We start from the raw sequence: 21,738 nt of genomic DNA, 5'->3' as shown, positions 1-21,738 counted from the left end.
CGGCCTGCCGCGCCCGCCTTCAAACCGCGCCCTCGGCGGGGCGGGGCCGCCGCCGGCCCGCCTCGTGCCGGCGACGCTCCACTTTCCGGTGTCGCAGTAATCCTCTTTGGCCGCCGCGTGGCGGGCAACCCTGTGCTCCTTCTGGCGCAACCCGCGATTTTGCCGTATCGTCTATGGGGTGATATCCGTACCAACCCCAACCGCGAGGACAGCATGCGCCCCATTTTTTTCCTTTTCTGCACCATCGTGGCTCTTTGCGCCGCCGCCCTGCCGGCCGCGGCCGAGGAAATCGACTGCATCACCACCGAGTGGAAGCTCCTTGGCGCCAACCACAAGGTCTGCGTCAATGGCTTCGAGGACCCGGACGTGCCCTGCGTCACCTGCTACATGAGCCAGGCCCGCACCGGCGGCATCTCGGGCTCGGTGGGCCTGGCCGAGGACCCGTCGGAATTCTCCCTCGACTGCAAGCAGACCTGCCCCGTCACGCTGCCCGAAAAGTTTCCCAAGAAAAAGAAAGTCTTCTCCGAAGGAACCTCCGTCCTTTTCAAGGACACCCAGGTCACCCGGTTTTACGATGACAAACGCAAAACTTTGATTTACCTCGCGGTCAGCCGCAAGATCGTGTCCGGGTCCCCCAAGAACTCCATCTCCACCGTGGTCATCCACTAGCGGCCTGGCCGCCGGGAGAAAACGGGTTGCCGCAGAAGCCATGACGCCACGACACGCCCTGACGCCGTCCGCCCCGAAACGGCCGGGAAGAACTCCCGGCCGACGAACTCCGGCCGTTTCCCATGTCGCCTGACGCCCCGCTGGCCGTCGGCGTGGTCCTGGTCGGAGACGACGGCGTGGTGGCCGAGGCCGACGCCGAAGCCCGCCGCATGCTCGACCTGGACCTCTCGGGCGTGGTCTTTCCCCGCTGGCGCGACCTGGGCCTGACCGATTCGGTCCAGCATCCCCCGGCCGGCCGGGGGATGCTCGTGCGCCGCGACGATCCGGACGGCAGCGTCCGCTGGTACCTGCTCTCCAAAAGGCCCCTGCGCCTGGCCGGCGAGCCGCTCTACGTCTTCTCCCTGGCCGATGTCTCCTCGATCAAGAACGACCTCGACCGGTTCAAGGGCTTTTTCACCAATGCCGTGGAAGGCATTTTCCAGTCGAGCCCGGAGGGGCGGTTCCTGGCCGTCAACCCGGCCCTGGCCGCCATCCTCGGCTACGACAGCCCCGAGGACATGATCGGGGCCCTGACCGACCTGCGCTCCGAACTCTACGTGGACCCGGCCGACCGGGACAAGCTCCTGGACCGGCTGTCCCGGGACGGCGTGGTCACGGGCCTCGAGACCCGGTTCTACCGCAAGGACCGGACCATCAAGTGGATTTCCCAGGCGGCCCGGGTGGTCCGGGACGAACGAAACGAGGTCCGCTACATCGAGGGCCTCAACATCGACATCACGGCCCGCAAGCAGGCCGAGGAAGCCTACAACGACATCCTGGAGCGCTACCGCTCCATCGTCACCGGCAGCATCGACGGCGTGATCCTGTGCGGCGCCGGCGGCGAGGTCCTGACCGCCAACCCCGAGACCGAACGGATCTTCGGCCTCTCCGAATCCGATCTGGCCCTGGCCGGGCTGGCCGGCGTCATCAGCGACGCCGACGGCGGCCTGGGCCGGGCCCTGGCCACCTTGTCCGCCACCGGCCGGTTCCGGGGGGAACTGACGGGGATCAAGGCCGGCGGCGAGACCATCCCCCTCGAAGTTTCGGCCAGCGGCTTCCCCCACAAGGGCGGGCCGGACCACAGCGTCTGGATCGTGCGCGACGTGGCCGACCGCAAGAAGGCCGAATCCGTCTTGCGCGAGTCCGAGGAGAAGTTTCGCCGCACCTTTGACCAGTCGCCCATCGGGGCCAGCATCCTGTCGCTGGACTACCGGTTTTTGCGCGTCAACGACGCCCTGTGCCGCATCACCGGCTACGCCGCCGACGAACTCGTCGGCATGTCCATGCTGCACGTCACCCACCCCGACGACGTGGCCGAGACCGTGGCCTGGGCCGAACGGCTCCTGGCCGGGGAATTCGACCGCTACGAGATCGACAAGCGCTACGTCCGCCAGGACGGCGGCACGGTCTGGGTCCACCTGTCCGTGCGGCTGATTCGCGACGTGGCCGGCCGGGGCCTCTATCTCATGCCCATGGTCCAGGACGTGACCGAGCGGGTGCGGGCCGAGCAGGAGATGCGCGAGCTCTTGGCCGAGAAGGAAGGCCTTCGCCTGAACCTGGAAGCCATCTTCCGGGCCATCCCCGACGCCATCGTGGTGGTCGACACCAAGATGCGCGTGGTCAAGACCAACCGGGCCCTCACCGACGTCTGCTTCGTCGGCGACATCCTGACCGGCCCCGGCGGCCAGCAGGTGGTGTCCGGAGCCTGCCGGAGGGGCTGCTTTTCCGCCCTTCGCGAGACGCTCGCCACCCAGCGGCCGGTCATCGAGTACCGGGTGGAGTGCAAGGGCCAGAACCCGGGCCGGGTGGTGGTCATCAACTCCATGCCCCTTTCCGGCGAATCCGGCCAGTTCGTCGGCGCGGTGCTCATCATCCGCGACATCACCCGCCTGGCCGACCTCGAAAAGCGCCTGACCGACCTCCACGGCCACCGGGGGATCATCGGCAAGTCCAAGCTCATGCGCGACGTCTACACCGTCCTCGACCAGCTCGGCGAGGTGGACACCACCGTGCTCATCACCGGCGAGTCGGGCACCGGCAAGGAGCTGGTGGCCGAGGCCATCCACTATGGCGGGGTGCGGGCCAAAAAACCGCTGGTCAAGGTCAACTGCTCGGCCCTGTCCGACGAGCTTCTCGGCAGCGAGCTCTTCGGCCACGTCCGGGGGGCGTTTACCGGCGCCATCCGGGACAAGGTCGGCCGGTTCGAGGCGGCCCAGGGTGGCACCATCTTCCTGGACGAGATCGGCGACGTGTCCCCGCGCCTCCAGCTTGGGCTGTTGCGCGTGCTCGAGTCCAAGGAGTTCGAGCGGGTGGGCGAGGCCAAGACCAGAAAGGCCGACGTCCGGGTCATCGCCGCCACCAACGTGGACCTGCCGGCCCGCATCCGCGCGGGCCTTTTTCGGGCCGACCTCTACTACCGGCTGAAGGTGGTGGAGGTCCGCCTGCCCCCCCTTCGCGACCGGGCCGAGGACATTCCGCTCCTCTCCGAGCACTTCATGCGCCAGTTCGCGGCCAACTTCGGCAAGGCCATCACCAGGTTGTCCGAGGAGGTCATGGGCATCCTCATGGACTACCCGTGGCCGGGCAACGTGCGCGAGCTCAAGTACGCCATGGAACACGGCTGCGTGCTGTGCCCGGGCGGCGAGATCCGGGCCGGGCACCTGCCGCGCGAGCTGTCCGTGCCGTCGTGCCTGCCGCCGCCGGCCGAAGCCTTGCGTCCCTCTCGGGGCGGGCTGTCGCGGGAGACGATCCTCTCTGCGCTACGCGAGGCCCGGGACAACCGGTCGCTGGCCGCCAGGCGCCTTGGCATCGACCGCAAGACGCTCTACCGCAACATGGCCCGCCTCGGCATCGCCTGAGGCCGGTGGGCCTTCCCGGACTGGGGCACATGCCCCACATATGCCACAGGTGTGGCACATGCGCCACACAAAGAGCCACACTTCCGCTCTTTCCTTGCATGTTCTTATTGAACAACTGACTGTTATTCCTTTCTTTTCCTCAATACCGAGTCTGCGCTCATATTGGCATGTTCCTTGCCAACATGTCCGGAAAGCATCCGCGGCGGTCGCCTGCCCCGTCGATGCCGGCGCCCTCGGGCCGCAACCGCGGCGGTTGCGGCCGGGCGCTCCCGTAAAGGCCTTTCCGGCGTAAAGGTGTCGCGCGGCAAAAGCCCGCCGCACGGCCAAGGACCAAGGAGCAGCAGCATGAGCGGCCACAAAGCGATCTACAAGACACTGTATTTCTGGGTCATCACCGGCATCGTCCTCGGCATCGTCATCGGCCTCATACCGGCCACCAAGGGCTTTGCCGAAAGCATGCAGCCCTTTGGAACGGCCTTTATCCGCATGGTCAAGATGATCATCGCGCCGATCATCTTCTGCACCGTGGTCACCGGCATCGCCAAGATGGGCGACATGGGCAAGGTCGGCCGGGTCGGGCTCAAGTGCATGCTCTACTTCTGGACCATGACGCTTTTCGCCCTGGCCATCGGCCTGGTCATCGTCAACCTCTACAAGCCCGGCGCCGGCATGGACGAGTATGCGGCCAAGCTCCAGAACAACCAGGCTGAAATCGCCAAGGTCGAGGCCTACGCCGGCAAAGCCAAGAAGATGTCGACCGTCGACTTCATGATGAACATCATCCCGACTTCGGTCGTGGACGCCTTTGCCAAGGGCGAAATCCTGCAGGTCCTTTTCTTCTCCATCCTCTTCGGCGTGGCCCTGGCCAATCTCGGCGACAAGGCCAAGAACTTCGTGCGGATCATCGACGAATTCGCCAAAGGATTGTTCAGGGTTGTCCACTACATCATGTATTTCGCGCCACTTGGCGCGTTCGGGGCCATGGCCTACGTGGTCGCCTCCCAGGGCGTCGAAGCCCTCTACAAGCTCTTGTTCCTCATGGTCGGCGTCTATTCGACCTGCCTGATCTTCATCTTCGTGGTCCTGGCCATGGTCTGCCGGCTGGCCAAGTTCTCCCTGTGGCGCTACCTCGTCTACATCAAGGAAGAAATCCTGCTCGTCCTTGGCACCTCTTCCTCGGAAGCGGCCCTGCCGCGCATGATGGCCAAGCTCGAAAACGCCGGCGCCGACAAGTCGGTGGTCGGCCTGTGCCTGCCCATGGGCTATTCCTTCAACCTGGACGGCACCTGCATTTATCTCACCATGGCCGCCGTGTTCCTGGCCCAGGCCACCAACACGCCGCTCGATCTCAGCCACCAGCTCTACCTGCTCTTCATCCTGCTTCTGACCTCCAAGGGCGCGGCCGCGGTCACGGGCGGCGGCTTCATTACGCTCGCCGCCACCCTCCAGACGCTCGGCACCATTCCGGTCGCCTCGCTGACCCTCCTGCTCGGCGTCGATCGCTTCATGTCCGAGGCCCGGGCCATCACCAACCTGATCGGCAACGGCATCGCCACGCTTGTGGTCGCCAAGTGGGAGAACGCCCTGGACGAGGCCAAGCTGGCCCGGGTCCTTTCCGGCGCGGACGACGAGTACGCCGATGATCCGGAAGATATGCTGATCCTTGAAGAATCAGCCGAAACTGCCACTGTCGCCGTCACCAGCAAATCCTAAAGGACGGAGGAACAACATGTCCGTACCAACCACGGCAACCCATCAGGGGCTGCCCGTCGGCAAGCTTTCGGCCTACCTCGACTGGGTGCAGATGCTGACCGGCGCCGCGCTCATCCTTTTCATGTGGAGCCACCTGATTCTGGTCTCCAGCATCCTCCTTGGCCCCCGGGTGATGAACGGCCTGGCCTGGTTCTTCGAGGCCACCTACATGGCGCAGGTCGGCGGGCCGCTCGTCTTCCTGGCCTTCCTGGTCCACTTCGCCCTGGCCGCCCGCAAGATCCCCTTTGCCACCCGGGAGCAGCGCGTCATGCTCGCCAACGCCAAGCGCATGCGCCATCCCGACACCTGGCTGTGGATCGTCCAGGCCACCACGGCCATGGGCATCCTCATCATGGGCGGCATCCACATGTGGGTCATCCTGACCAATCTGCCGATCACGGCCGAGAAGTCGGCCGCCCGCATCCAGACCGGCTTCTGGTTCGTCTTCTATCTGTTCCTCTTGCCCATGGTGGAACTGCACGTCGGCATCGGGTTCTACCGCATCCTGGTCAAGTGGGGCTTCCTCGACCGGTCCGGCCGGTGGGCCATCAAGAAGAAGGAGAACCTGCTCACCGCCCTCTTCATTGCCGTCGGCCTGCTGTCGCTGTTGCGTTACTACTTCCTGCCCCTCCAATAAGGATGCCGTCATGAGGATCATACAAACCGATCTGCTGTGTCTGGGCGCGGGCCTGGCCGGCGAACGCGTGGCCATCGAGGCCGCGGACAACGGGTTTTCCGCCATCTGCCTGTCCATCGTCCCGGCCCGCCGCTCCCACTCCTCGGCCGCCCAGGGCGGCATGCAGGCGGCCCTTGGCAACTCGGCCATGGGCGAGGGGGATTCCCCGGACGTCCACTTCGCCGACACGGTCAAAGGCTCGGACTGGGGCTGCGACCAGGAAGTGGCCCGGCTGTTCGTCGACGCCGCCCCCGTCGCCATGCGCCAGATGGCCTTCTGGGGCGTGCCCTGGAACCGCGTCGTGCCGGGCGAACAGACCTATTACAAGGGCGGCAAGCCCTTTACCGCCGTGGAAAAGGCCGAAAACGAGGGCCTGATCCACTCGCGCAACTTCGGCGGCACGGCCAAGTGGCGCACCTGCTACACGTCCGACGGCACCGGGCACTGCGTCCTTTATACGCTGGATAACCGGGCCGCCCAGATGGGCGTCAATGTCGTGGACAAGGTCGAGGCCATAGCCCTCATTCACGACGGCGACACCTGCATGGGCGCCATCGCCCGCTGCCTCAAGACCGGCGAGCTGACCGCGTATCTGGCCCGGGCGACCCTCGTCGCCACCGGCGGTTTCGGCCGCATCTACCGCGAGTCCACCAACGCGGTCATCTGCGACGGCGGCGGCCTCATCACGGCCCTCGATACCGGGGTGGTCTCCCTTGGCAACATGGAGGCCGTGCAGTTCCACCCGACCGGCATCGTGCCGACCGACATCCTGGTCACCGAAGGCTGCCGGGGCGACGGCGGCACCCTTCTCGACAAGAACGAATACCGGTTCATGCCCGACTACGAGCCGGAAAAGGCGGAGCTCGCCTCCCGCGACGTGGTTTCCCGCCGCATGACCGAACACATGCGAAAGGGCCTCGGCGTGCCCTCGCCCTACGGCGACCACCTGTGGCTCGACATCCGCCACCTCGGCGAGCAGCACATCCGCACCAAACTGCGGGAAGTCGACGAGATCTGCCAATCCTTCCTCGGCGTGGACCCGGTCCACCAGCTGATCCCGGTCCGGCCCACCCAGCACTATTCCATGGGCGGCGTGCGGACCAACAAGGACGGCGCGGCCTATGGCCTGAAGGGTCTTTTCGCGGCCGGCGAGGCCTCGTGCTGGGACATGCACGGCTTCAACCGCCTGGGCGGCAACTCCCTGGCCGAGACCGTCGTTGCCGGCATGATCGTCGGCGGCAAGATCGTGGAGTTCCTGAAGGGTTCCGAAACGACCTTCTCCACCGCCGCCGTGCGCGACGCCATGGCCCGGCAGACCGCCCGCATCGCCGATCTCGTGGCCTGCAAAAACGGCAGCGAGAATCCCTACACCGTGCGAAACGCCATGTTCGACTCCATCATGCAGGGCGCCGGCATCTTCCGAAACGGCGCGGACCTGGAGAAGTGCGTGGGCGAACTCCAGGAGATCCTCGGCCGGGCCCGCAAGGTCGGCCTTCGCAGCAACGGCAAGGGCGCCAACCCCGAGCTGACCATGGCGCTCAAGATCGAAGGCATGGTGAAACTCGCCCTGTGTGTGGCCTACGGGGCGCTTCAGCGCACCGAATCGCGCGGGGCCCACACCCGCGAGGACTTCCCGGCCCGAAACGACCGCGATTGGCTCAAACGCACGCTCGCCACCTGGGACGAGGGCGCGGACCTGCCGACGCTCAACTACGAGCCCGCGACCGGCATCTTCGAGATGCCCCCCGGCGACCGCGGCTACGGCGGCGGCCAGATCATCCCCATGGAAGGGAAATAAGGCTGGAGAGGAGTGAAGATGCCTCCGGCGGCCGGGGGGGATCATCCCCCCCGGACCCCCTGAAAGGGAAATCGGCAACCGGAAGGCATTGCCGCAATCGCAAGGACACCAAGGAGACAACGGTCATGGGCAGAACGCTCACCTTCAATATATTCCGCTATAATCCCACGGATGCGGACAGCACGCCGCATATGGATACCATAAAGCTCGACGAAACCGAGCGCATGACGCTTTTCATCGCGCTCAACCGCATTCGGGAGGAGATCGACCCGACCCTCATGTTCGACTTCTGCTGCCGGGCCGGCATCTGCGGCGCCTGCGCCATGGTCATAAACGGCCGCCCGGGCCTGGCCTGCCACACCAAGACCAAGGACCTGCCCGACGAAATCACCCTCATGCCGCTCCCCGTCTTCAAGCTGGTCGGCGACCTCTCGGTCGATACCGGCACCTGGTTTCGGGGCATGTACCAGAAGGTCGAGTCCTGGGTGCACACAAAAAAGGTCTTCGACCCCACGGCCCAGGAAGAGCGCATGGACAACGCGCTTGCCGAGCAGATCTACGAGCTCGACCGCTGCATCGAGTGCGGCTGCTGCGTGGCCGCCTGCGGCACGGCGCTTATGCGTCCGGACTTCCTCGGCGCCGTGGCCTTAAACCGCGTGGCCCGGTTCATCCTCGACCCCCGCGACGAGCGGACCGAAAAGGACTACTTCGACATCGTCGGCACGGACGAGGGCATCTTCGGCTGCATGGGCCTGCTCGCCTGCGAGGACGTCTGCCCCAAGGAGATTCCCCTCCAGGAGCAGCTCGGCAAACTGCGCCGCAAAATGGCGCTGGCCGCCGTCAAAAACATCCTGCCCCGGTTCCTCAGAAAGGACTTCTAAGATGAAGACGATACCGGCAAACGACATCCTCGAAGCCGTGGCCGCCCTGTGCGTCACGGCCAACCACGAGCTGCCCGCCGACGTCCAGGCCGCCTTCGAGGCCTGCCACGCGGCCGAGGAGGCTCCGGCGGCCAAGGAAATCTTCCGGCAGCTGCTGGAAAATTCAAAGCTCTCCCGCGACACCAACCTGCCCCTGTGCCAGGACACCGGCCTTGGCGTCTTTTTCGTCGAGGTCGGCGAGGACGTGAAGGTCGAAGGCGGGAGCCTCCGGCAGGCCATAAACGACGGCATGGTCAAGGGCTATCAGGAAGGGTATCTCCGGAAATCCTCCTGCGACCCGTTTACCCGCAAGAATACCGGCGACAACTCCCCGGCCATCATCCACTTCGACGTGGTGCCGGGCGATGCGCTCAAGATCACCATGATGGCCAAGGGCGGCGGCTCGGAAAACATGTCGCGGGTCACCATGCTGGCTCCGGCCCAGGGCTGGAAGGGCATCAAGGAATTCGTCGTCAACCGCGTGGCCGAGGCCGGCCCCAACCCCTGCCCGCCGACCATCGTCGGCGTCGGCATCGGCGGCAACTTCGAGCTGGCGGCTCTCAATTCCAAAAAGGCCCTCATGCGGCCGCTCGACGACCGCCACCCGGACCCGGCCATCGCCAAGCTCGAGGACGAGCTGATGGAAGCGATAAACGACCTCGGCATCGGACCCATGGGCCTTGGCGGCAAGACCACCAGCCTTGGCGTCAAGATCCTGGTCGCCCCCTGCCATCTGGCCAGCCTGCCCTTGGCCGTCAATATCCAGTGCCACAGCGCCCGCCACAAGGAGGTCACCTTCTAATGGCCGAGTACCATCTCACCACGCCGCTCTCCGATGCCGACGTGGAACAGCTCAAGTCCGGGGACGTGGTTTTCGTCTCCGGCCACATCTACACGGCCCGCGACGCCGCCCACAAGCGGCTGGTCGAATCACTGGACGCCGGGGAAACCCTTCCCTTTGACCTGAAAGGTGCCCTCATCTACTATGTCGGCCCCTCCCCCGCGCCTCCGGGACGTCCCATCGGCGCGGCCGGACCCACCACCAGCTACCGCATGGACACCTACGCCCCCAGGCTCCATTCCCTGGGTCTCAAGGGCTCCATCGGCAAGGGCAAGCGCAACGACGCCGTGAAGGCGGCGCTGGCCGAGCACAAGGCGGTGTATCTGGGGGCCACCGGCGGCGCCGGCGCGCTCTTGTCGCAGCGCATAACGGGCGCCAAGGTCATCGCCTACGAGGACCTGGGGCCGGAGGCCATTCGGGAGCTGGCGGTCAAGGACTTCCCGCTTCTGGTCATAAACGACTGTCACGGCGGGGAGCTGTACGTGAAGCCAAACCTTGGCTAAAGCCGCGCCCCAGGGGGGCGCGCAGCGGAGCACCGATGCCAAGCCGAATCCTGCGCAAGCGAAGACTCATCGAGGGCCAGACCACCGAACTGGTGATCGAGGCCCCGCACATCGCCGCCAAGGCCAAACCCGGGAACTTCGTGATCCTCAGGGTCTGGGAGGAAGGGGAACGCATTCCCCTGACCATTGCCGACGCCGACACCGGGGCCGGGACCATCACCCTGGTCTTTCTCCTCATGGGCAAGACCACGGCCCACCTGGACACCCTGGAGGCCGGCGACGACATCCTGGACCTGTGCGGCCCGCTCGGACGGCCAACCGAGATCCACAAGCTCGACGGACCGGTCATCTGCGTCGGCGGCGGCACCGGCATCGCGGCCATGCACCACATCGCCAAGGGCCATCACGCGGCCGGCAACCATGTGGTCACCATCATCGGCGCCCGTTGCGAGGATCTGCTCCTCTTTCGCGACGAACTCTGCTCGTTTTGCCCCGAAGTCCTCATCAGCACCAACGACGGCAGCTGCGGCCGGCAGGGGTTCGTCACGGACCTCCTGGTCGAGCGCCTGACCGAAGACAAAACCGTGGCCGAGGTGGTGGCCATCGGCCCGGTGCCCATGATGCGGGCCGTGGCCGAGGCCACCCGGCCCTTTGGCGTCAAAACCACGGTCAGCCTCAATTCGATCATGGTCGACGGCATCGGCATGTGCGGGGCCTGCCGGGTCAGCGTCGGCGGCGAAACGAAATTCGCCTGCGTCGACGGCCCGGAATTCGACGGCCACCAGGTGGACTTCGCCGGGCTCGCCGCCCGGCTGACGTCTTTCAAGGAACAAGAACGCCTTTCCTACGAGGAGTTTAAAAAAAGCCATGTCTGCCAATGCTCCAAGTAAGAAGGCCAAGGCCCCCCGCACCCCCATGCCCGAACAGCCGCCCCGCGAGCGGGCCCGCAATTTCCGGGAAGTGGCCCTCGGCTACACCCCGGAAATGGCCCGGACCGAAGCGGCCCGCTGCCTGCAATGCAAGAAACCGGCCTGCCGCAAAGGCTGCCCGGTGGAAGTCGACATCCCCGGCTTTATTAAAAAGGTCCTGGACGAGGACCTCGACGCCTCCTACGGCGTCCTTCGCGACACCAACTCCCTGCCCGCCGTCTGCGGCCGGGTCTGCCCCCAGGAAAACCAGTGCGAAGGGGCCTGCATCCTCGGCAAGAAGGGCCAGCCCGTGGCCATCGGCCGCTTGGAGCGGTTCGTGGCCGACACGTATCTGGCCAAGTCGGCCTGCGAGACCGTGACCGGCGGCCCGGCCTGTGCCATGGCCCGGGACGACCTCAAGGTCGCCTGCATCGGCTCGGGGCCAAGTAGCCTCACCTGCGCCGGCTATCTGGCCGCCCGGGGCATCCCGGTCACGGTCTTCGAGGCCCTGCACGAGGTCGGCGGCGTCCTTGTCTACGGCATCCCGGAATTCCGCCTGCCAAAGGGCGTGGTCCGCCAGGAGGTCGAGGCCTTGAAAGCCCTCGGCGTGGAGCTTCGCACCAACTGGGTGGGAGGGAAGACCATTACCGTGCCGGAACTGCTGGAGTCGGGCTACGACGCCGTCTTTATCGGCGTCGGGGCCGGGCTGCCGCGTTTTATCGGCATCCCCGGCGAAAACCTGATCGGCGTCTTCTCGGCCAACGAATACCTGACCCGGGTCAACCTCGGCCGGGCCTACAAGTTCCCGGCCGCCGACACCCCGACCTTCCCGGCCAGGCATGTCGTGGTCTTCGGCGGCGGCAACGTGGCCATGGACGCGGCCCGCACGGCCATGCGCCTGGGGGCCGAGAAGGTGTCGCTGGCCTACCGGCGGACGGAACACGAGATGCCCTGCCGGCTGGAGGAACTCCACCACGCCAAGGAAGAGGGCCTCGACATCCTGTGCCTGAACGCCCCGCTGGAATTCATTGGCGACGAGAACGGGCGCCTTAAAAGCATTGTCCTGCAGCGGATGGTCCTTGGCGAGCCCGACGCCTCGGGCCGGTGCGCGCCGGTCGCCTGCCAGGGCGACACCTGCGTGGTCGAGGCCGACATGGCCGTGGTGGCCGTCGGCACCGGGGCCAATCCGCTCATCAGCCAGACCACGCCCGGGCTCGAAACCTACCGCCGGGGCTACATCGTGGCCGACGCGGCCACGGGCGAGACCTCGATACGAAACGTCTTCGCCGGGGGCGACATCGTCACCGGCGCGGCCACGGTCATCTCGGCCATGGGCGCCGGCCGCCGGGCGGCCAAGGCCATTGCCGAACGGCTCCTCGGGCCGGCCGCGGCCGGACAAGGACCGGATCTGACGGCGGACGATGCCGCCGACGCATAACGCAAACCAAACCAGTCAAGGAGACGTACATGGCGCTTTTCACCAAGGAAGAGGCCCTTCGCTACCACTCCGTGTGGCGCACCGGCAAGATCGAGACTGTGCCGATTAAGCCCTGCCGCAACCAGAAGGACCTGTCCCTGGCCTACTCGCCGGGCGTGGCCCAGGCCTGCCTGGAAATCGCGGCCGACCCGGAGAACGTCTGGAAATACACCAACCGGGGCAACCTGGTGGCGGTCGTTTCCAACGGCACGGCCGTCCTTGGCCTGGGCAACATCGGCCCCAAGGCCGGCAAGCCGGTCATGGAAGGCAAGGGTGTGCTCTTTAAGATCTTCGCCGACATCGACGTCTACGACATCAACCTCGATACCACCGACCCCGAGAAGATCATCGAGACGGTGAAGCTCCTCGCGCCCACCTTCGGCGCCATCAACCTCGAAGACATCCGGGCCCCGGAGTGCTTCGAGATCGAGCAGCGCCTGATCGAGATCATGGACATCCCGGTGTTCCACGACGACCAGCACGGCACGGCCATCATCTCGGGCGCGGGCATTTTAAATGCCGTGGAGATCGCCGGCAAAAAGATCGAGGACCTCAAAATCGTGGTCTCCGGCGCCGGCGCGGCCGCCATCGCCTGCTCCAAGTTCTACGTCACCCTCGGCGTCGATCCGGCCAACATCAGCATGTTCGACTCCAAGGGCCACATCAACACCGGCCGCACCGGGCTCCACCCGACCAAGGCCCAGTTCGCCCAGAAAAAGGCCTACGCCAGCATGGCCGAGGCCTTCCAGGGCGCCGACGTGTTCCTCGGCCTGTCGACCAAGGGGCTCGTGTCCAAGGACATGGTCAAGTCCATGGGCAAAAACCCGATCATCTTCGCCATGGCCAACCCGGACCCCGAGATCCCCTACAACGACGCCAAGGAAGCCCGTCCCGACGCCATCATGGGCACCGGCCGCTCGGACTTCCCCAACCAGATCAACAACGTCTCCGGCTTCCCGTTCATCTTCCGGGGCGCCCTGGACGTCGGTTCGAAAAAGATCAACGAGGCCATGAAGATGGCCGCCGCCAAGTCGCTGGCCGCCCTGGCCCATGAGCCGGTCCCGACCGAAGTCATGGACATGTACGGCGAAAAGGACGTCACATTCGGCATCGACTACGTCATCCCCAAGGCGCTGGACTTCCGGATGCTCGAGTGGGAAGCCCCGGCCGTGGCCAAGGCGGCCATGGACACGGGCGTGGCCACCCGGACCCTCGACCTCGAGCAGTACAAGAAAGACCTGCGCGCCCGCATCGACGCCTCCCACAAGCGCATCGAGGCCTACGTCGGCACCTACAACTACGACTTCTAGTCCCAGGCCCGCGCGGCCTAAAAAAAGCCCGGAACGGTGCACCGTTCCGGGCTTTTTTTAGGCGAATGCCTCCGGCGGCCGGGAGGGGGTGATCCCCTCCCGGACCCTCCCCGGCGGGGTGTGGCGGATGCGGGGGCGTTTGCGGTCTCCCGGATCATGATGGGATTTCAAAGGGTGGCAGCCCATTGGCCGCCGGAAGCTCCCCCCCGACCATTCTGACTCCCGTATGGCCTAGGCCCGCACCCTTGGCCGGGTGTCCCGGCGGGAAGCGGCCGACGGCGCCCGGAACGTGGGCGACGGTGCCGCGGGAGCAGACCGGACCGGACGGACGGTCTCGCCGGTCAGGTCGCTGCGGTAAAAGTGCACGTACCAGTCGCAGGCCGGGCCGTCGGTCCAGTCGGGCCTGGACGCGGCCGCCCCCGGCCGGGTCCGGCCCCGGGCCGCCAGGAAGCGTTCGGAGAAGCCATAGACGCGATCGGCCAGCACCACGGCGCAAAAGGCAAACAAGAACCCGGTAAAAGCCAGTCGCATATCCATACCGTCCTCCAAGGGAAAAGAGGTTATTCGGCCTCGGCTCCAAGCGCCTCGTCCGCGTCGCCGGCAATGGCGTCCGGGTCGCCGGGGGCGGCCTTGACCACCAGCACCGGGCACGGGGCCAGGGCCAGGACCCGCTCGGCCACGCTGCCAAGGAGCAGCCGGCGCAGGCCGCTTTTGCCGTAGGACCCGAGCACCAGGCAACCGGCGCAGGCGTCCCGGGCAAAGGAGGCGATGCCCCGGTAGGGCGAGCCTTCGAGCAAGAGGACGTCGGCGGCCACGCCCCGGGCCTTGGCCGCCTTGGCCACGGCTCCGGTGGCGACCAAGGCCCGGCGCTTGATGTCCTCGAAAATGCCGTAGATGAGATGGCGGTCCACGGGCACGTCCAGGACCGACACCACGGCGAGCGTCCCGCCGTAGGCGGCGGCCAGGCCCAGGGCCCGGCCGGCGGCGGCCAAGCTCTGCCGGGAGCCGTCCACGGCCGTGACCACCCGGGAAAAATCGAGGGCCGTGCCCTCCGGCACCACCAGCACGTCGCACGGGCTGTAGCCGATGACCTTGGCCACGTTGCGCCCGAGGAGCACCCGCTCCATGTAGGCCCGGCGCGCGTCGCCGATGACCACCAGGCTCGCCTCCTCGGCTTCGGCCACGTCCACCAGCCGCTCGAAGGCCTCGCCGGTCTCGATCACTTTTTTCAGCGGCAGCGAGGCGGCGGCCGCGGCCTCCCCGGCCTCGGCCAGGGCCTCTTCGTAGGGCCGCAACAGCTCCCGGCGCTCGCGCTCCCGGCCGATGCGCTCCAGGCCCCCGAGCCCGGGCACGACCGCCACGGCCACCAGGCGTCCCCGCAGGGAGGCGGCCAGGATCATGGCCTGGGCAAAGGCCCCCCGGGAGGCCGGAGAACCGTCGAGGCCGACGACGAGGGTCTTGGGACGGTGCAGGTACATGGTCCCTCCGGATGGCCGTCCCGGGGAGCGTGGCCGCTCCCCGGGACGGCGCGGCGGATTTGGAAAGGAGCGGTTGCCTTCGCTGCGTCTCTTTCGTGCCACGCGGCGCCCCGTGTCGGGATGCGCCGCCCGTGCCGCGCCCAGGGAACAGGACGTGCTTTTTAATAAAGAACCATCGAAGATGATTATTTTTTATTAAAAAATGCCGCCGTCTTCCTTCTGGGCAGCTAGGCCCGGCTTTCGAGCCGGCGGGCCTTGAACATGGCCGCCAGGATGATGCCGGCGCCAACGAGCAGGGCCACGACCATCACGCCGAAGCTCGTCTGGTTGAGCATGCTAACCACCGTGTCCGAGAAATCGGTCAGGGCGAGCTTGTTCAAGTACTTGGGCATGGCCAGGAAACGGCTGAAGGCCACGATCAGCATGATGATGGCCATGACCATCTTGATCATGTATTCCTTGACATAGGTGGTGCCGATGGCGCCGAGCTGGACGCCGAAAAGCGAGCCGCCGAGGATGATGAGCGTCAGCCGGATGTCGACCATGCCGTAGTAGGCCCAGATGAGGGTGCCGCCAAGGCCCATGACAAAGGCGATGACGAGTTCGGTGGCCGAGGCCACGATGCTGGTCACGCCGATGATGTACATGAGGCCCGGCACGCCGATGAAGCCGCCGACCGCGATGGTCGCGGCCAGCATGCCCGTGGCCAGGGCGACGGGGATGAGAAACCAGACCGAGATGCGCACGCCGGCCCGCTTGAAGGTCATCATGGGCCACAGTTCGATGGCCTGCAGCCGCTGGGCCAGCTTGTTGGGCTTGCCCTGGCCGTCGTTTTTGGCCAGGCGCAGGGCGTCGCGCATGACGAAGCTGCCGACGGTCAGGAGCACGAACACGAACGACAGGCTGACGTAGAGGTTCGAGCCGGCCTCGCCCCATTTCTCCAGGATGATCTGCTGGACGTGGATGCCGGCCTGGACGCCGATTTCCGCGAAAAGGCCCATGATGACGCCGAGCTTGATGTCCACCTGGCCGTAGCGGTAGCGCTTGATGGAACCGACCAGGGCCTTGGGAAACTTGTGGCACATGTTGCTGGCCACGGCCACGGGGCCGGGCACGCCAAGGCTCATCATGCCGGGGGTGAGCACAAAGGCACCGCCCGAACCGATGAAGCCGCTGACCAGGCCGCCGATGAAGCCGACCAGAAACAGGAAAACAATGGAATAGAGATTGAGATCGATGAAGCTGATCATTTCGCCCGCGCCGTGCATATCCGCTCCTCCGCGTTGTTTATGTGCCCAAGTGCCGTCGGACGCATCCGGCCTTCCGGATCGCCCGTTCCAGTGCGAAACAGGATCTTCCCTGGCCGCGCTTCCGCGAATCAGGCGTTGATGCGGGCGGCGGCCCGGCCGTCCTTGCGCTTCTCGGTGTGGGCGGTCGGCTGTTTCTTGGCCGTGGCGCCCTTGGAGGCCTCGATGCCGAGCGCCGACCAGAAGGCGCTGGTGAAGCTGCCGTGCACGTAGGAAAAGAGGAAGACCGTGATCACCGGCACCACGGCGTACATGCCGCCCTTGGCCGACAGGTTGGTGAAAAGTTCCGAATGCGTGAACACCGCGGCGTAGAGGGCCACGGCGCCCGCGCCGAAGACGACCGACCGGACCGCGTTTCGCTTGCGCATCTTCTCGGACATGGACAACCTCCCAGGGGTTTGGTGTTGCGAGGGAAAACGGCCCCGGCGCCCCGCCCTGTCCCCGTCGGCCACATCGAGGCCGAACACGGGGACCGGCGACCGCCTGGCCACCTCTTCAAGCCGTATCGCCGGGTCGAGCACCACGAAATCGATCCGCCGGCCCCCGTGCGTGAGGGCCACCACGGCCTCGGACGCCTTGCCCGAGACCGTGACGTGCTCGAACCCAATGTCCCGCTCTCCGGCCTTTTCCCGGAACGCGGCCGCGTCATGGGCCACGCCGGCGGCGAACCGTTCCCGCCGGGCCTGCCTGTCCCCGAACCGGGGCAGCGTATCGACATAGGCGGCCAGCACCGAAAGCCCCAGCCGCTCGGCCACGCCCAGGGCGTAGTCGGAAAGGGCCTGCCTGGCTCCGCCTCCCCGGATCACCACCAACACCTGGTGGGGACGGTTGGCGGCGGCCTCGGTCGGGCTCGTGGTCGGTCTGGCGTCGTGCATGCGGCTCCCTCGTCTGTTCGGGCCTTGGCGGCCGGATGTGCCTTAAAGAACAAGATGCGTGCCGCTTGAGGAAATATTATAACATACTATTTTAATTTATTATTCTCGCAAAACTGGTCGCCGGCCGGGGCAGGTGGATCGTTGCGATATGCAACGGGAGCGTGTCCGGTGCGCCCAGGGACACCTTGGCAGGCGGATTTCGGGCAAAGGGGAGCAGGCGTTGCAGATTGCAACGAAGGCGATTTTTCGTAACATCCTGCAACACCCGACTGAGCACTCAGTCAGCAGGGGATTTGCCCGGCCCGGTCTTTTGGCGCTAGGGTGGCGGCCAGCCCGGCACCAAGGAGAAGCCCATGTTTTTCCGCAGCAAACCCCGTCCGGCCACGGCCGCCGACCCGGACGCACCGACCGAGGACACCGGCGTCCTCGACACCCTGCGCCGTTCCCTCGACGCCGCCCGACTGCCGGCCCAGGCCGCCGCCGCCGCCGGCCGCGAACTGGCCAGGCTCGAGAAGACCGACCCGTCCGTGGCCGAGTATGCCGTTGGCATCCATTACCTGGAATGCATCCTGAAACTGCCGTGGAACGCCTGCACCCGGGACACCCTCGACCTGACCCGGGCCAGGGACGTGCTGGACGCCCGCCACCACGGCCTGGCCCCGGTCAAGGAGCGCATCCTGGAGTTTTTGGCCGCCCGGGCCCTGCGCGGCGCGGCCCGGCCCCGGCTGCTCGTGGTCGACGACGAGGAGATCGCCCGGACCAACATGGCCCATGTCCTTGGCCGGGAAGGCTACGAGGTGCGGGTGGCCGGGGACGGGCTCGAAGCGCTCGACGTCCTGACCGGCGGCTTCGAGGCCGATGTGGTGGTGACAGATCTCAAGATGGAACGCCTGGACGGCATGGAGCTGTTGCGGCGGCTGCGGCGGGTGGCCCCGGACGCGGCGGTGGTCATGGTCACGGGCTTCGCCACGGTCGGCACGGCCGTGGAGGCCCTGCGGGCCGGGGCGGCCCACTACCTCGGCAAGCCCGTCAATCTGGACGAACTCAAGCGGACCGTGCGCGCGGTCCTGGAGGCCAGGACCGCGTCCAGCCCGGGCCGGGGGCCGGTCCTGTGCTTTTCCGGCCCGCCGGGCGTGGGCAAGACTTCCGTCGGCCAGGCCGTGGCCGAGTCGCTCGGCCGGGAGTTCGTGCGCGTCTCCCTGGCCGGCCTTCGCGACGAGGCCGAGCTTCGCGGCCACCGACGTACCTACGTCGGGGCCATGCCGGGTCGCATCTTAAAGGAACTCACGCGCGTGGGCGTGGCCAACCCGGTCTTCATGCTGGACGAAATCGACAAGATCGGCAGCGATTTTCGCGGCGACGCCGCCTCGGCCCTGCTGGAAATCCTCGATCCCGAGCAGAACGCCCGGTTTTCCGACAATTTTCTCGAAATCCCCTTCGACCTGTCGCGCATCATGTTCCTCGCCACGGCCAACGACGTCTCGCGCCTGCCGGGCCCCCTCCTCGACCGTCTGGAGAACCTGGCCTTCCCGGGCTACACGGACCGGGAAAAATGCGGCATCGCCAAAGATTTCCTCCTGCCCCGCCATTTGCGCGAAAACGGCCTGTCCCAGGCCTCGGTCTCCTTCACCGACCAGGCCCTTTCCCGCATCATCGACGACTACACCCGGGAATCCGGGCTGCGGGGCCTGTCCCGGGAGATCGGCACGGCCTGCCGCCGGCTGGCCAAACTGACCTTCGAGAACGCGGGGCAAGCCCCGGCCCGCATCGACGCCCCGGACATCCCGACGCTCCTTGGCCCCCGCCGCTTCACCCGCGAGGCGGCCGAGGCCGGGGACCGGGTCGGCGTGGTCACGGGCCTGGTGGTCGGCGAGCACGGCGGCGAGATCGTCTTTGTCGAGACCGCCCGGATGCCGGGCACGGGCCAGCTGCTTCTGACGGGCTCTTTGGGCGAGGTGCTGCGAGAATCGGCCCAGGCGGCGCTCAGCCACATCCGCAGCCAGGCCGCCGCGTTGGGTGTGGAACCCGGCTTTTTCGAAAAGACCGACCTGCACATCCACTTTCCGGCCGGGGCCGTCACCAAGGACGGCCCCTCGGCCGGGGTCACCATCTTCTGCGCCCTGCTCTCGCTTTTGACCGGCCGCCCGGCCCGCTGCGACGCGGCCGCGACCGGCGAGATGACGCTGGCCGGCCGCCTTTTGCCCGTGGCCGGCATCCGGGAAAAGTGCCTGGCCGCCAAACGGGCCGGCATCACCACGGTTGTCCTGCCCCGGGCCAACGGCGAAGTGGTCGCGGCCCTGCCGGACGATGTCCTCGAAGGCCTCGACGTGGTCCTGGCCGCCGACGCCGCCGAAGCCGCCCGGGTGGTGTTGCGAGGAGAGAAGGAAAAGGAAGAGGCCTCCGGCGGCCGGGGAGAATGATTCCCCCCGGACCCCCTCGATGGGGAGCCGGGGTGGGATGGCAGCAGGGAAGGATCTAGCGGCGGTGAAAAAAAAAGGCGGGCGTCGGACAATGTCCGACGCCCGCCCGGCCTGATGGCGGCCTCCCCCTAGCTGGTGGCGTCGTGTCGTTTGCGTCCGCTCGCGGCGGCAGGGGACGGCGAACGCGGGTGGAGCGGTCGCCGGCACTGCCGGGCGGGACTGCCCGGAAAGGGGGCTCTCGGGAAAACGTGTGTCACGGCTGCGGGATCGGCGGGCCGCCTAGGCGCGGACGCTCTCGATGGTCCGTTCCAGTTCCCGGCCAAGGGGCGTGCGCAGGGACAGGTGGCGCTCCAGGGACGTGATGCCCTTGACCACGGTGGAATGGCGGCGGTTGAACCGGTTGCCGATGTCGACCAGGGACATGTCCGTGTGCTGGCGGGCCAGTAGAAAAGCCGTGTTGCGGGCCAGGACGTACTGGCGCTTGCGGGATTTGGACACGAGCTGGTCGGCCGAAAGCCGGTAGACGTCGCAGACGTATTCCACGATGTCTTCCAGGGTCAGCGACCGGGCCTCCAGGTCGTAGTGGCGCAGGACGTCCCAGGCCAAATCCACGGAGATGCGGCAGTTGAGAAGCCGGGCCTTCAAGGCCAGGTTCTGCAGGCAGCTCTCGAGCTGGCGCACGTCGGCGTGGAGCCGGTCGGCCAGAAGCGTGGACACCTCGTCCGGCAGCAGGACCTGGTGGACGGCGGCCTTGCGCTCGAGGATGCGCTTTCTGGTGGCCAGGTCCGGCTTGTCGATAACCGTCAAAAACCCGGAACTGATGCGCGACAGGAGCTGGGCGTCGAGGCCGGCCAGGTCGCGGGGCAGAAACGAACTGGTGAAGACCAGCCGGCAGCCCCGGGAATTAAGGGCAATGAGCGTATTTAAGAGTTCGTCCTGGATGCGCGGCTTGTCGCGGAAGAAATGGATGTCCTCCAGAAGCAGCACGTCCACGTTCTCGCGGAAGGCGGCCTTGAACTTCTCGACCTGCCGGGTCTTCAAGGCGATGACCAGCCGGTTGGCGAACTCCTCGGCCGAAAGATAGGCCACCCGCAGGTTGCGGCCGTCTTCGCCGCCGGTGTGGGAGAGGCGCTTGCCCATGGCCTGGATGAGGTGGGTCTTGCCGAGGCCGGGCGCGGAACTGATGAACAGCTGGTCCGCCGACAACGACATGTCACAAATGCCCTGGCTGGCCACATAGGCCAGCTCGTTGGACGGACCGACCACAAATTCGTCGTAACTGAAACGGAAACGGTCGTTGCCGAGATCTGGAGCCTTGGGGGCCATGGGCAGGGTCAGGGACCTGGGCGCCCTGGCCGGACGCGGGGCGGTGGCGGCCGGCGCGGCGGCCGGGGCATCGGCGGTCCGGGCGGCTTCGGTCACCACCAGTTGGGGCCGGGACCCCATGACCACAGCCGCGGCCTCGACCACGGAATCGGCCAGCCGTTCCCGCACCCAGGAGGCCACGAAGGCATTGGGCGCGGCCAGTTCCAAAACGCCGTCGCGGGCCCGGGCGGTAAGGGGTTTTATCCAAAGATTATAGAGCCCTGGACTCAGGGTCTGTTCAAGAAGCTTTTTGATACGGGGCCAGATCGTTTCCATAGCGGCACATTACGGAGAGGTGGCCGGAGGGCAAAGGCTGATTAGCGGCCGCTTTCAGGGGCCGGGGTCTTTGGTTCTCTACAATGCAACCACATGAAATAAAGGAATATTTCTGCGAACCCAGGCAGGACGGGGGGTTTCGGGCACGGCCGCCAGCCCCCGCCGGGCGTGGATTTTGGGACACGGGCCGTCCTTTTGCACACATGTGAAAGCGTTTTCCACAGGTCCATTTTAACGTAGCTTCATTTTCCTCAATCTTAATTTAT

Annotated in this window: 17 protein-coding genes; 12 read left to right on the top strand and 5 right to left on the bottom strand. The window is 66.4% G+C overall.

Annotated elements, in window-relative coordinates; all coding sequences use genetic code 11:
- Window positions 1–213: 213 nt before the first annotated feature.
- From DFW101_RS00090 to DFW101_RS00040, 11 genes are all read left to right on the top strand, one after another.
- The gene (locus tag DFW101_RS00090; protein ID WP_009179493.1) at window positions 214–669 is read left to right on the top strand and encodes a CreA family protein; all 456 of its coding nucleotides are present in this window, start codon (window positions 214–216) and stop codon (window positions 667–669) included.
- A gap of 122 nt (window positions 670–791) precedes the next feature.
- Window positions 792–3,566, top strand: a complete 2,775-nt coding sequence (locus DFW101_RS00085) for a PAS domain S-box protein (protein WP_009179492.1) — start codon at window positions 792–794, stop codon at window positions 3,564–3,566.
- 345 nt (window positions 3,567–3,911) lie between these two features.
- Complete coding sequence (dctA, locus tag DFW101_RS00080; RefSeq protein ID WP_009179491.1) at window positions 3,912–5,279, top strand: C4-dicarboxylate transporter DctA; 1,368 nt, start codon at window positions 3,912–3,914, stop codon at window positions 5,277–5,279.
- Between the two features lie 16 nt (window positions 5,280–5,295).
- Window positions 5,296–5,955 carry a succinate dehydrogenase/fumarate reductase transmembrane subunit gene (locus DFW101_RS00075; protein WP_009179490.1) on the top strand — a complete coding sequence of 220 codons (660 nt, stop codon included), beginning with the start codon at window positions 5,296–5,298 and terminating at the stop codon, window positions 5,953–5,955.
- Window positions 5,956–5,965: 10 nt separating this feature from the next.
- Window positions 5,966–7,792 (top strand): fumarate reductase flavoprotein subunit, encoded by a 1,827-nt coding sequence (locus DFW101_RS00070; RefSeq protein ID WP_009179489.1) that lies wholly within the window; start codon window positions 5,966–5,968, stop codon window positions 7,790–7,792.
- A 125-nt stretch (window positions 7,793–7,917) separates the two neighbouring features.
- Window positions 7,918–8,673, top strand: a complete 756-nt coding sequence (locus tag DFW101_RS00065) for a fumarate reductase iron-sulfur subunit (RefSeq protein WP_009179488.1) — start codon at window positions 7,918–7,920, stop codon at window positions 8,671–8,673.
- Window position 8,674: 1 nt separating this feature from the next.
- Window positions 8,675–9,514, top strand: coding sequence for a fumarate hydratase (locus DFW101_RS00060; RefSeq protein WP_009179487.1), 840 nt, complete (start codon window positions 8,675–8,677; stop codon window positions 9,512–9,514).
- Window positions 9,514–10,056, top strand: coding sequence for a Fe-S-containing hydro-lyase (locus DFW101_RS00055; protein WP_009179486.1), 543 nt, complete (start codon window positions 9,514–9,516; stop codon window positions 10,054–10,056). The genes DFW101_RS00060 and DFW101_RS00055 overlap by 1 nt, the downstream gene beginning before the upstream one ends.
- A gap of 35 nt (window positions 10,057–10,091) precedes the next feature.
- Complete coding sequence (locus tag DFW101_RS00050; RefSeq protein WP_009179485.1) at window positions 10,092–10,946, top strand: sulfide/dihydroorotate dehydrogenase-like FAD/NAD-binding protein; 855 nt, start codon at window positions 10,092–10,094, stop codon at window positions 10,944–10,946.
- On the top strand, window positions 10,924–12,402 hold the full coding sequence (gene gltA, locus DFW101_RS00045) for an NADPH-dependent glutamate synthase (protein ID WP_009179484.1): 1,479 nt from the start codon (window positions 10,924–10,926) through the stop codon (window positions 12,400–12,402). The genes DFW101_RS00050 and gltA overlap by 23 nt, the downstream gene beginning before the upstream one ends.
- A 29-nt stretch (window positions 12,403–12,431) precedes the next feature.
- Window positions 12,432–13,751 (top strand): malic enzyme-like NAD(P)-binding protein, encoded by a 1,320-nt coding sequence (locus tag DFW101_RS00040; protein WP_009179483.1) that lies wholly within the window; start codon window positions 12,432–12,434, stop codon window positions 13,749–13,751.
- Window positions 13,752–13,982: 231 nt separating this feature from the next.
- On the opposite strand, the gene DFW101_RS00035 is transcribed toward DFW101_RS00040, so the two are convergent.
- The 4 genes from DFW101_RS00035 to DFW101_RS00020 form a co-directional block, all read right to left on the bottom strand.
- Entirely contained in the window at window positions 13,983–14,288 is a 306-nt protein-coding gene (locus DFW101_RS00035) for a hypothetical protein (RefSeq protein ID WP_009179482.1), read from the bottom strand.
- Between the two features lie 23 nt (window positions 14,289–14,311).
- Entirely contained in the window at window positions 14,312–15,229 is a 918-nt protein-coding gene (locus DFW101_RS00030; RefSeq protein WP_009179481.1) for a universal stress protein, read from the bottom strand.
- A gap of 227 nt (window positions 15,230–15,456) precedes the next feature.
- Entirely contained in the window at window positions 15,457–16,497 is a 1,041-nt protein-coding gene (locus tag DFW101_RS00025; protein ID WP_009179480.1) for a sulfite exporter TauE/SafE family protein, read from the bottom strand.
- A 110-nt stretch (window positions 16,498–16,607) separates the two neighbouring features.
- The gene (locus DFW101_RS00020) at window positions 16,608–17,411 is read right to left on the bottom strand and encodes a universal stress protein (protein WP_009179479.1); all 804 of its coding nucleotides are present in this window, start codon (window positions 17,409–17,411) and stop codon (window positions 16,608–16,610) included.
- Window positions 17,412–17,764: 353 nt separating this feature from the next.
- Between DFW101_RS00020 and DFW101_RS00015 the strand changes: the two genes are divergently transcribed.
- Window positions 17,765–19,831, top strand: a complete 2,067-nt coding sequence (locus DFW101_RS00015; protein ID WP_009179478.1) for a S16 family serine protease — start codon at window positions 17,765–17,767, stop codon at window positions 19,829–19,831.
- A 279-nt stretch (window positions 19,832–20,110) separates the two neighbouring features.
- Here the strand turns inward: DFW101_RS00015 and DFW101_RS00010 are convergent, their stop codons facing one another.
- Window positions 20,111–21,472: a chromosomal replication initiator protein DnaA gene (locus DFW101_RS00010; protein WP_009179477.1), complete on the bottom strand. Its 1,362-nt coding sequence runs from the start codon at window positions 21,470–21,472 to the stop codon at window positions 20,111–20,113.
- Window positions 21,473–21,738: the final 266 nt, after the last annotated feature.

This window comes from Solidesulfovibrio carbinoliphilus subsp. oakridgensis (assembly GCF_000177215.2).
GTDB classification, from domain to species: Bacteria; Desulfobacterota; Desulfovibrionia; order Desulfovibrionales; family Desulfovibrionaceae; genus Solidesulfovibrio; species Solidesulfovibrio carbinoliphilus.
The sequence above is the reverse complement of the archived record's forward strand: the minus strand, read 5'-3'. Positions and strand labels throughout refer to the sequence as shown.

What these genes read in the sequence shown, in the direction of transcription:
- DFW101_RS00075 (WP_009179490.1), top strand. Translation starts at nt 5,296, where the DNA reads ATGTCCGTACCAACCACGGCAACCCATCAGGGGCTGCCCGTCGGCAAG.
- DFW101_RS00040 (WP_009179483.1), top strand. Translation starts at nt 12,432, where the DNA reads ATGGCGCTTTTCACCAAGGAAGAGGCCCTTCGCTACCACTCCGTGTGG.
- DFW101_RS00055 (WP_009179486.1), top strand. Translation starts at nt 9,514, where the DNA reads ATGGCCGAGTACCATCTCACCACGCCGCTCTCCGATGCCGACGTGGAA.
- dctA (WP_009179491.1), top strand. Translation starts at nt 3,912, where the DNA reads ATGAGCGGCCACAAAGCGATCTACAAGACACTGTATTTCTGGGTCATC.
- DFW101_RS00060 (WP_009179487.1), top strand. Translation starts at nt 8,675, where the DNA reads ATGAAGACGATACCGGCAAACGACATCCTCGAAGCCGTGGCCGCCCTG.
- DFW101_RS00050 (WP_009179485.1), top strand. Translation starts at nt 10,092, where the DNA reads ATGCCAAGCCGAATCCTGCGCAAGCGAAGACTCATCGAGGGCCAGACC.
- DFW101_RS00070 (WP_009179489.1), top strand. Translation starts at nt 5,966, where the DNA reads ATGAGGATCATACAAACCGATCTGCTGTGTCTGGGCGCGGGCCTGGCC.
- DFW101_RS00035 (WP_009179482.1), bottom strand. Translation starts at nt 14,288, where the DNA reads ATGGATATGCGACTGGCTTTTACCGGGTTCTTGTTTGCCTTTTGCGCC.
- DFW101_RS00015 (WP_009179478.1), top strand. Translation starts at nt 17,765, where the DNA reads ATGTTTTTCCGCAGCAAACCCCGTCCGGCCACGGCCGCCGACCCGGAC.
- DFW101_RS00090 (WP_009179493.1), top strand. Translation starts at nt 214, where the DNA reads ATGCGCCCCATTTTTTTCCTTTTCTGCACCATCGTGGCTCTTTGCGCC.
- DFW101_RS00025 (WP_009179480.1), bottom strand. Translation starts at nt 16,497, where the DNA reads ATGCACGGCGCGGGCGAAATGATCAGCTTCATCGATCTCAATCTCTAT.
- DFW101_RS00010 (WP_009179477.1), bottom strand. Translation starts at nt 21,472, where the DNA reads ATGGAAACGATCTGGCCCCGTATCAAAAAGCTTCTTGAACAGACCCTG.
- DFW101_RS00085 (WP_009179492.1), top strand. Translation starts at nt 792, where the DNA reads ATGTCGCCTGACGCCCCGCTGGCCGTCGGCGTGGTCCTGGTCGGAGAC.
- DFW101_RS00030 (WP_009179481.1), bottom strand. Translation starts at nt 15,229, where the DNA reads ATGTACCTGCACCGTCCCAAGACCCTCGTCGTCGGCCTCGACGGTTCT.
- DFW101_RS00065 (WP_009179488.1), top strand. Translation starts at nt 7,918, where the DNA reads ATGGGCAGAACGCTCACCTTCAATATATTCCGCTATAATCCCACGGAT.
- gltA (WP_009179484.1), top strand. Translation starts at nt 10,924, where the DNA reads ATGTCTGCCAATGCTCCAAGTAAGAAGGCCAAGGCCCCCCGCACCCCC.
- DFW101_RS00020 (WP_009179479.1), bottom strand. Translation starts at nt 17,411, where the DNA reads ATGCACGACGCCAGACCGACCACGAGCCCGACCGAGGCCGCCGCCAAC.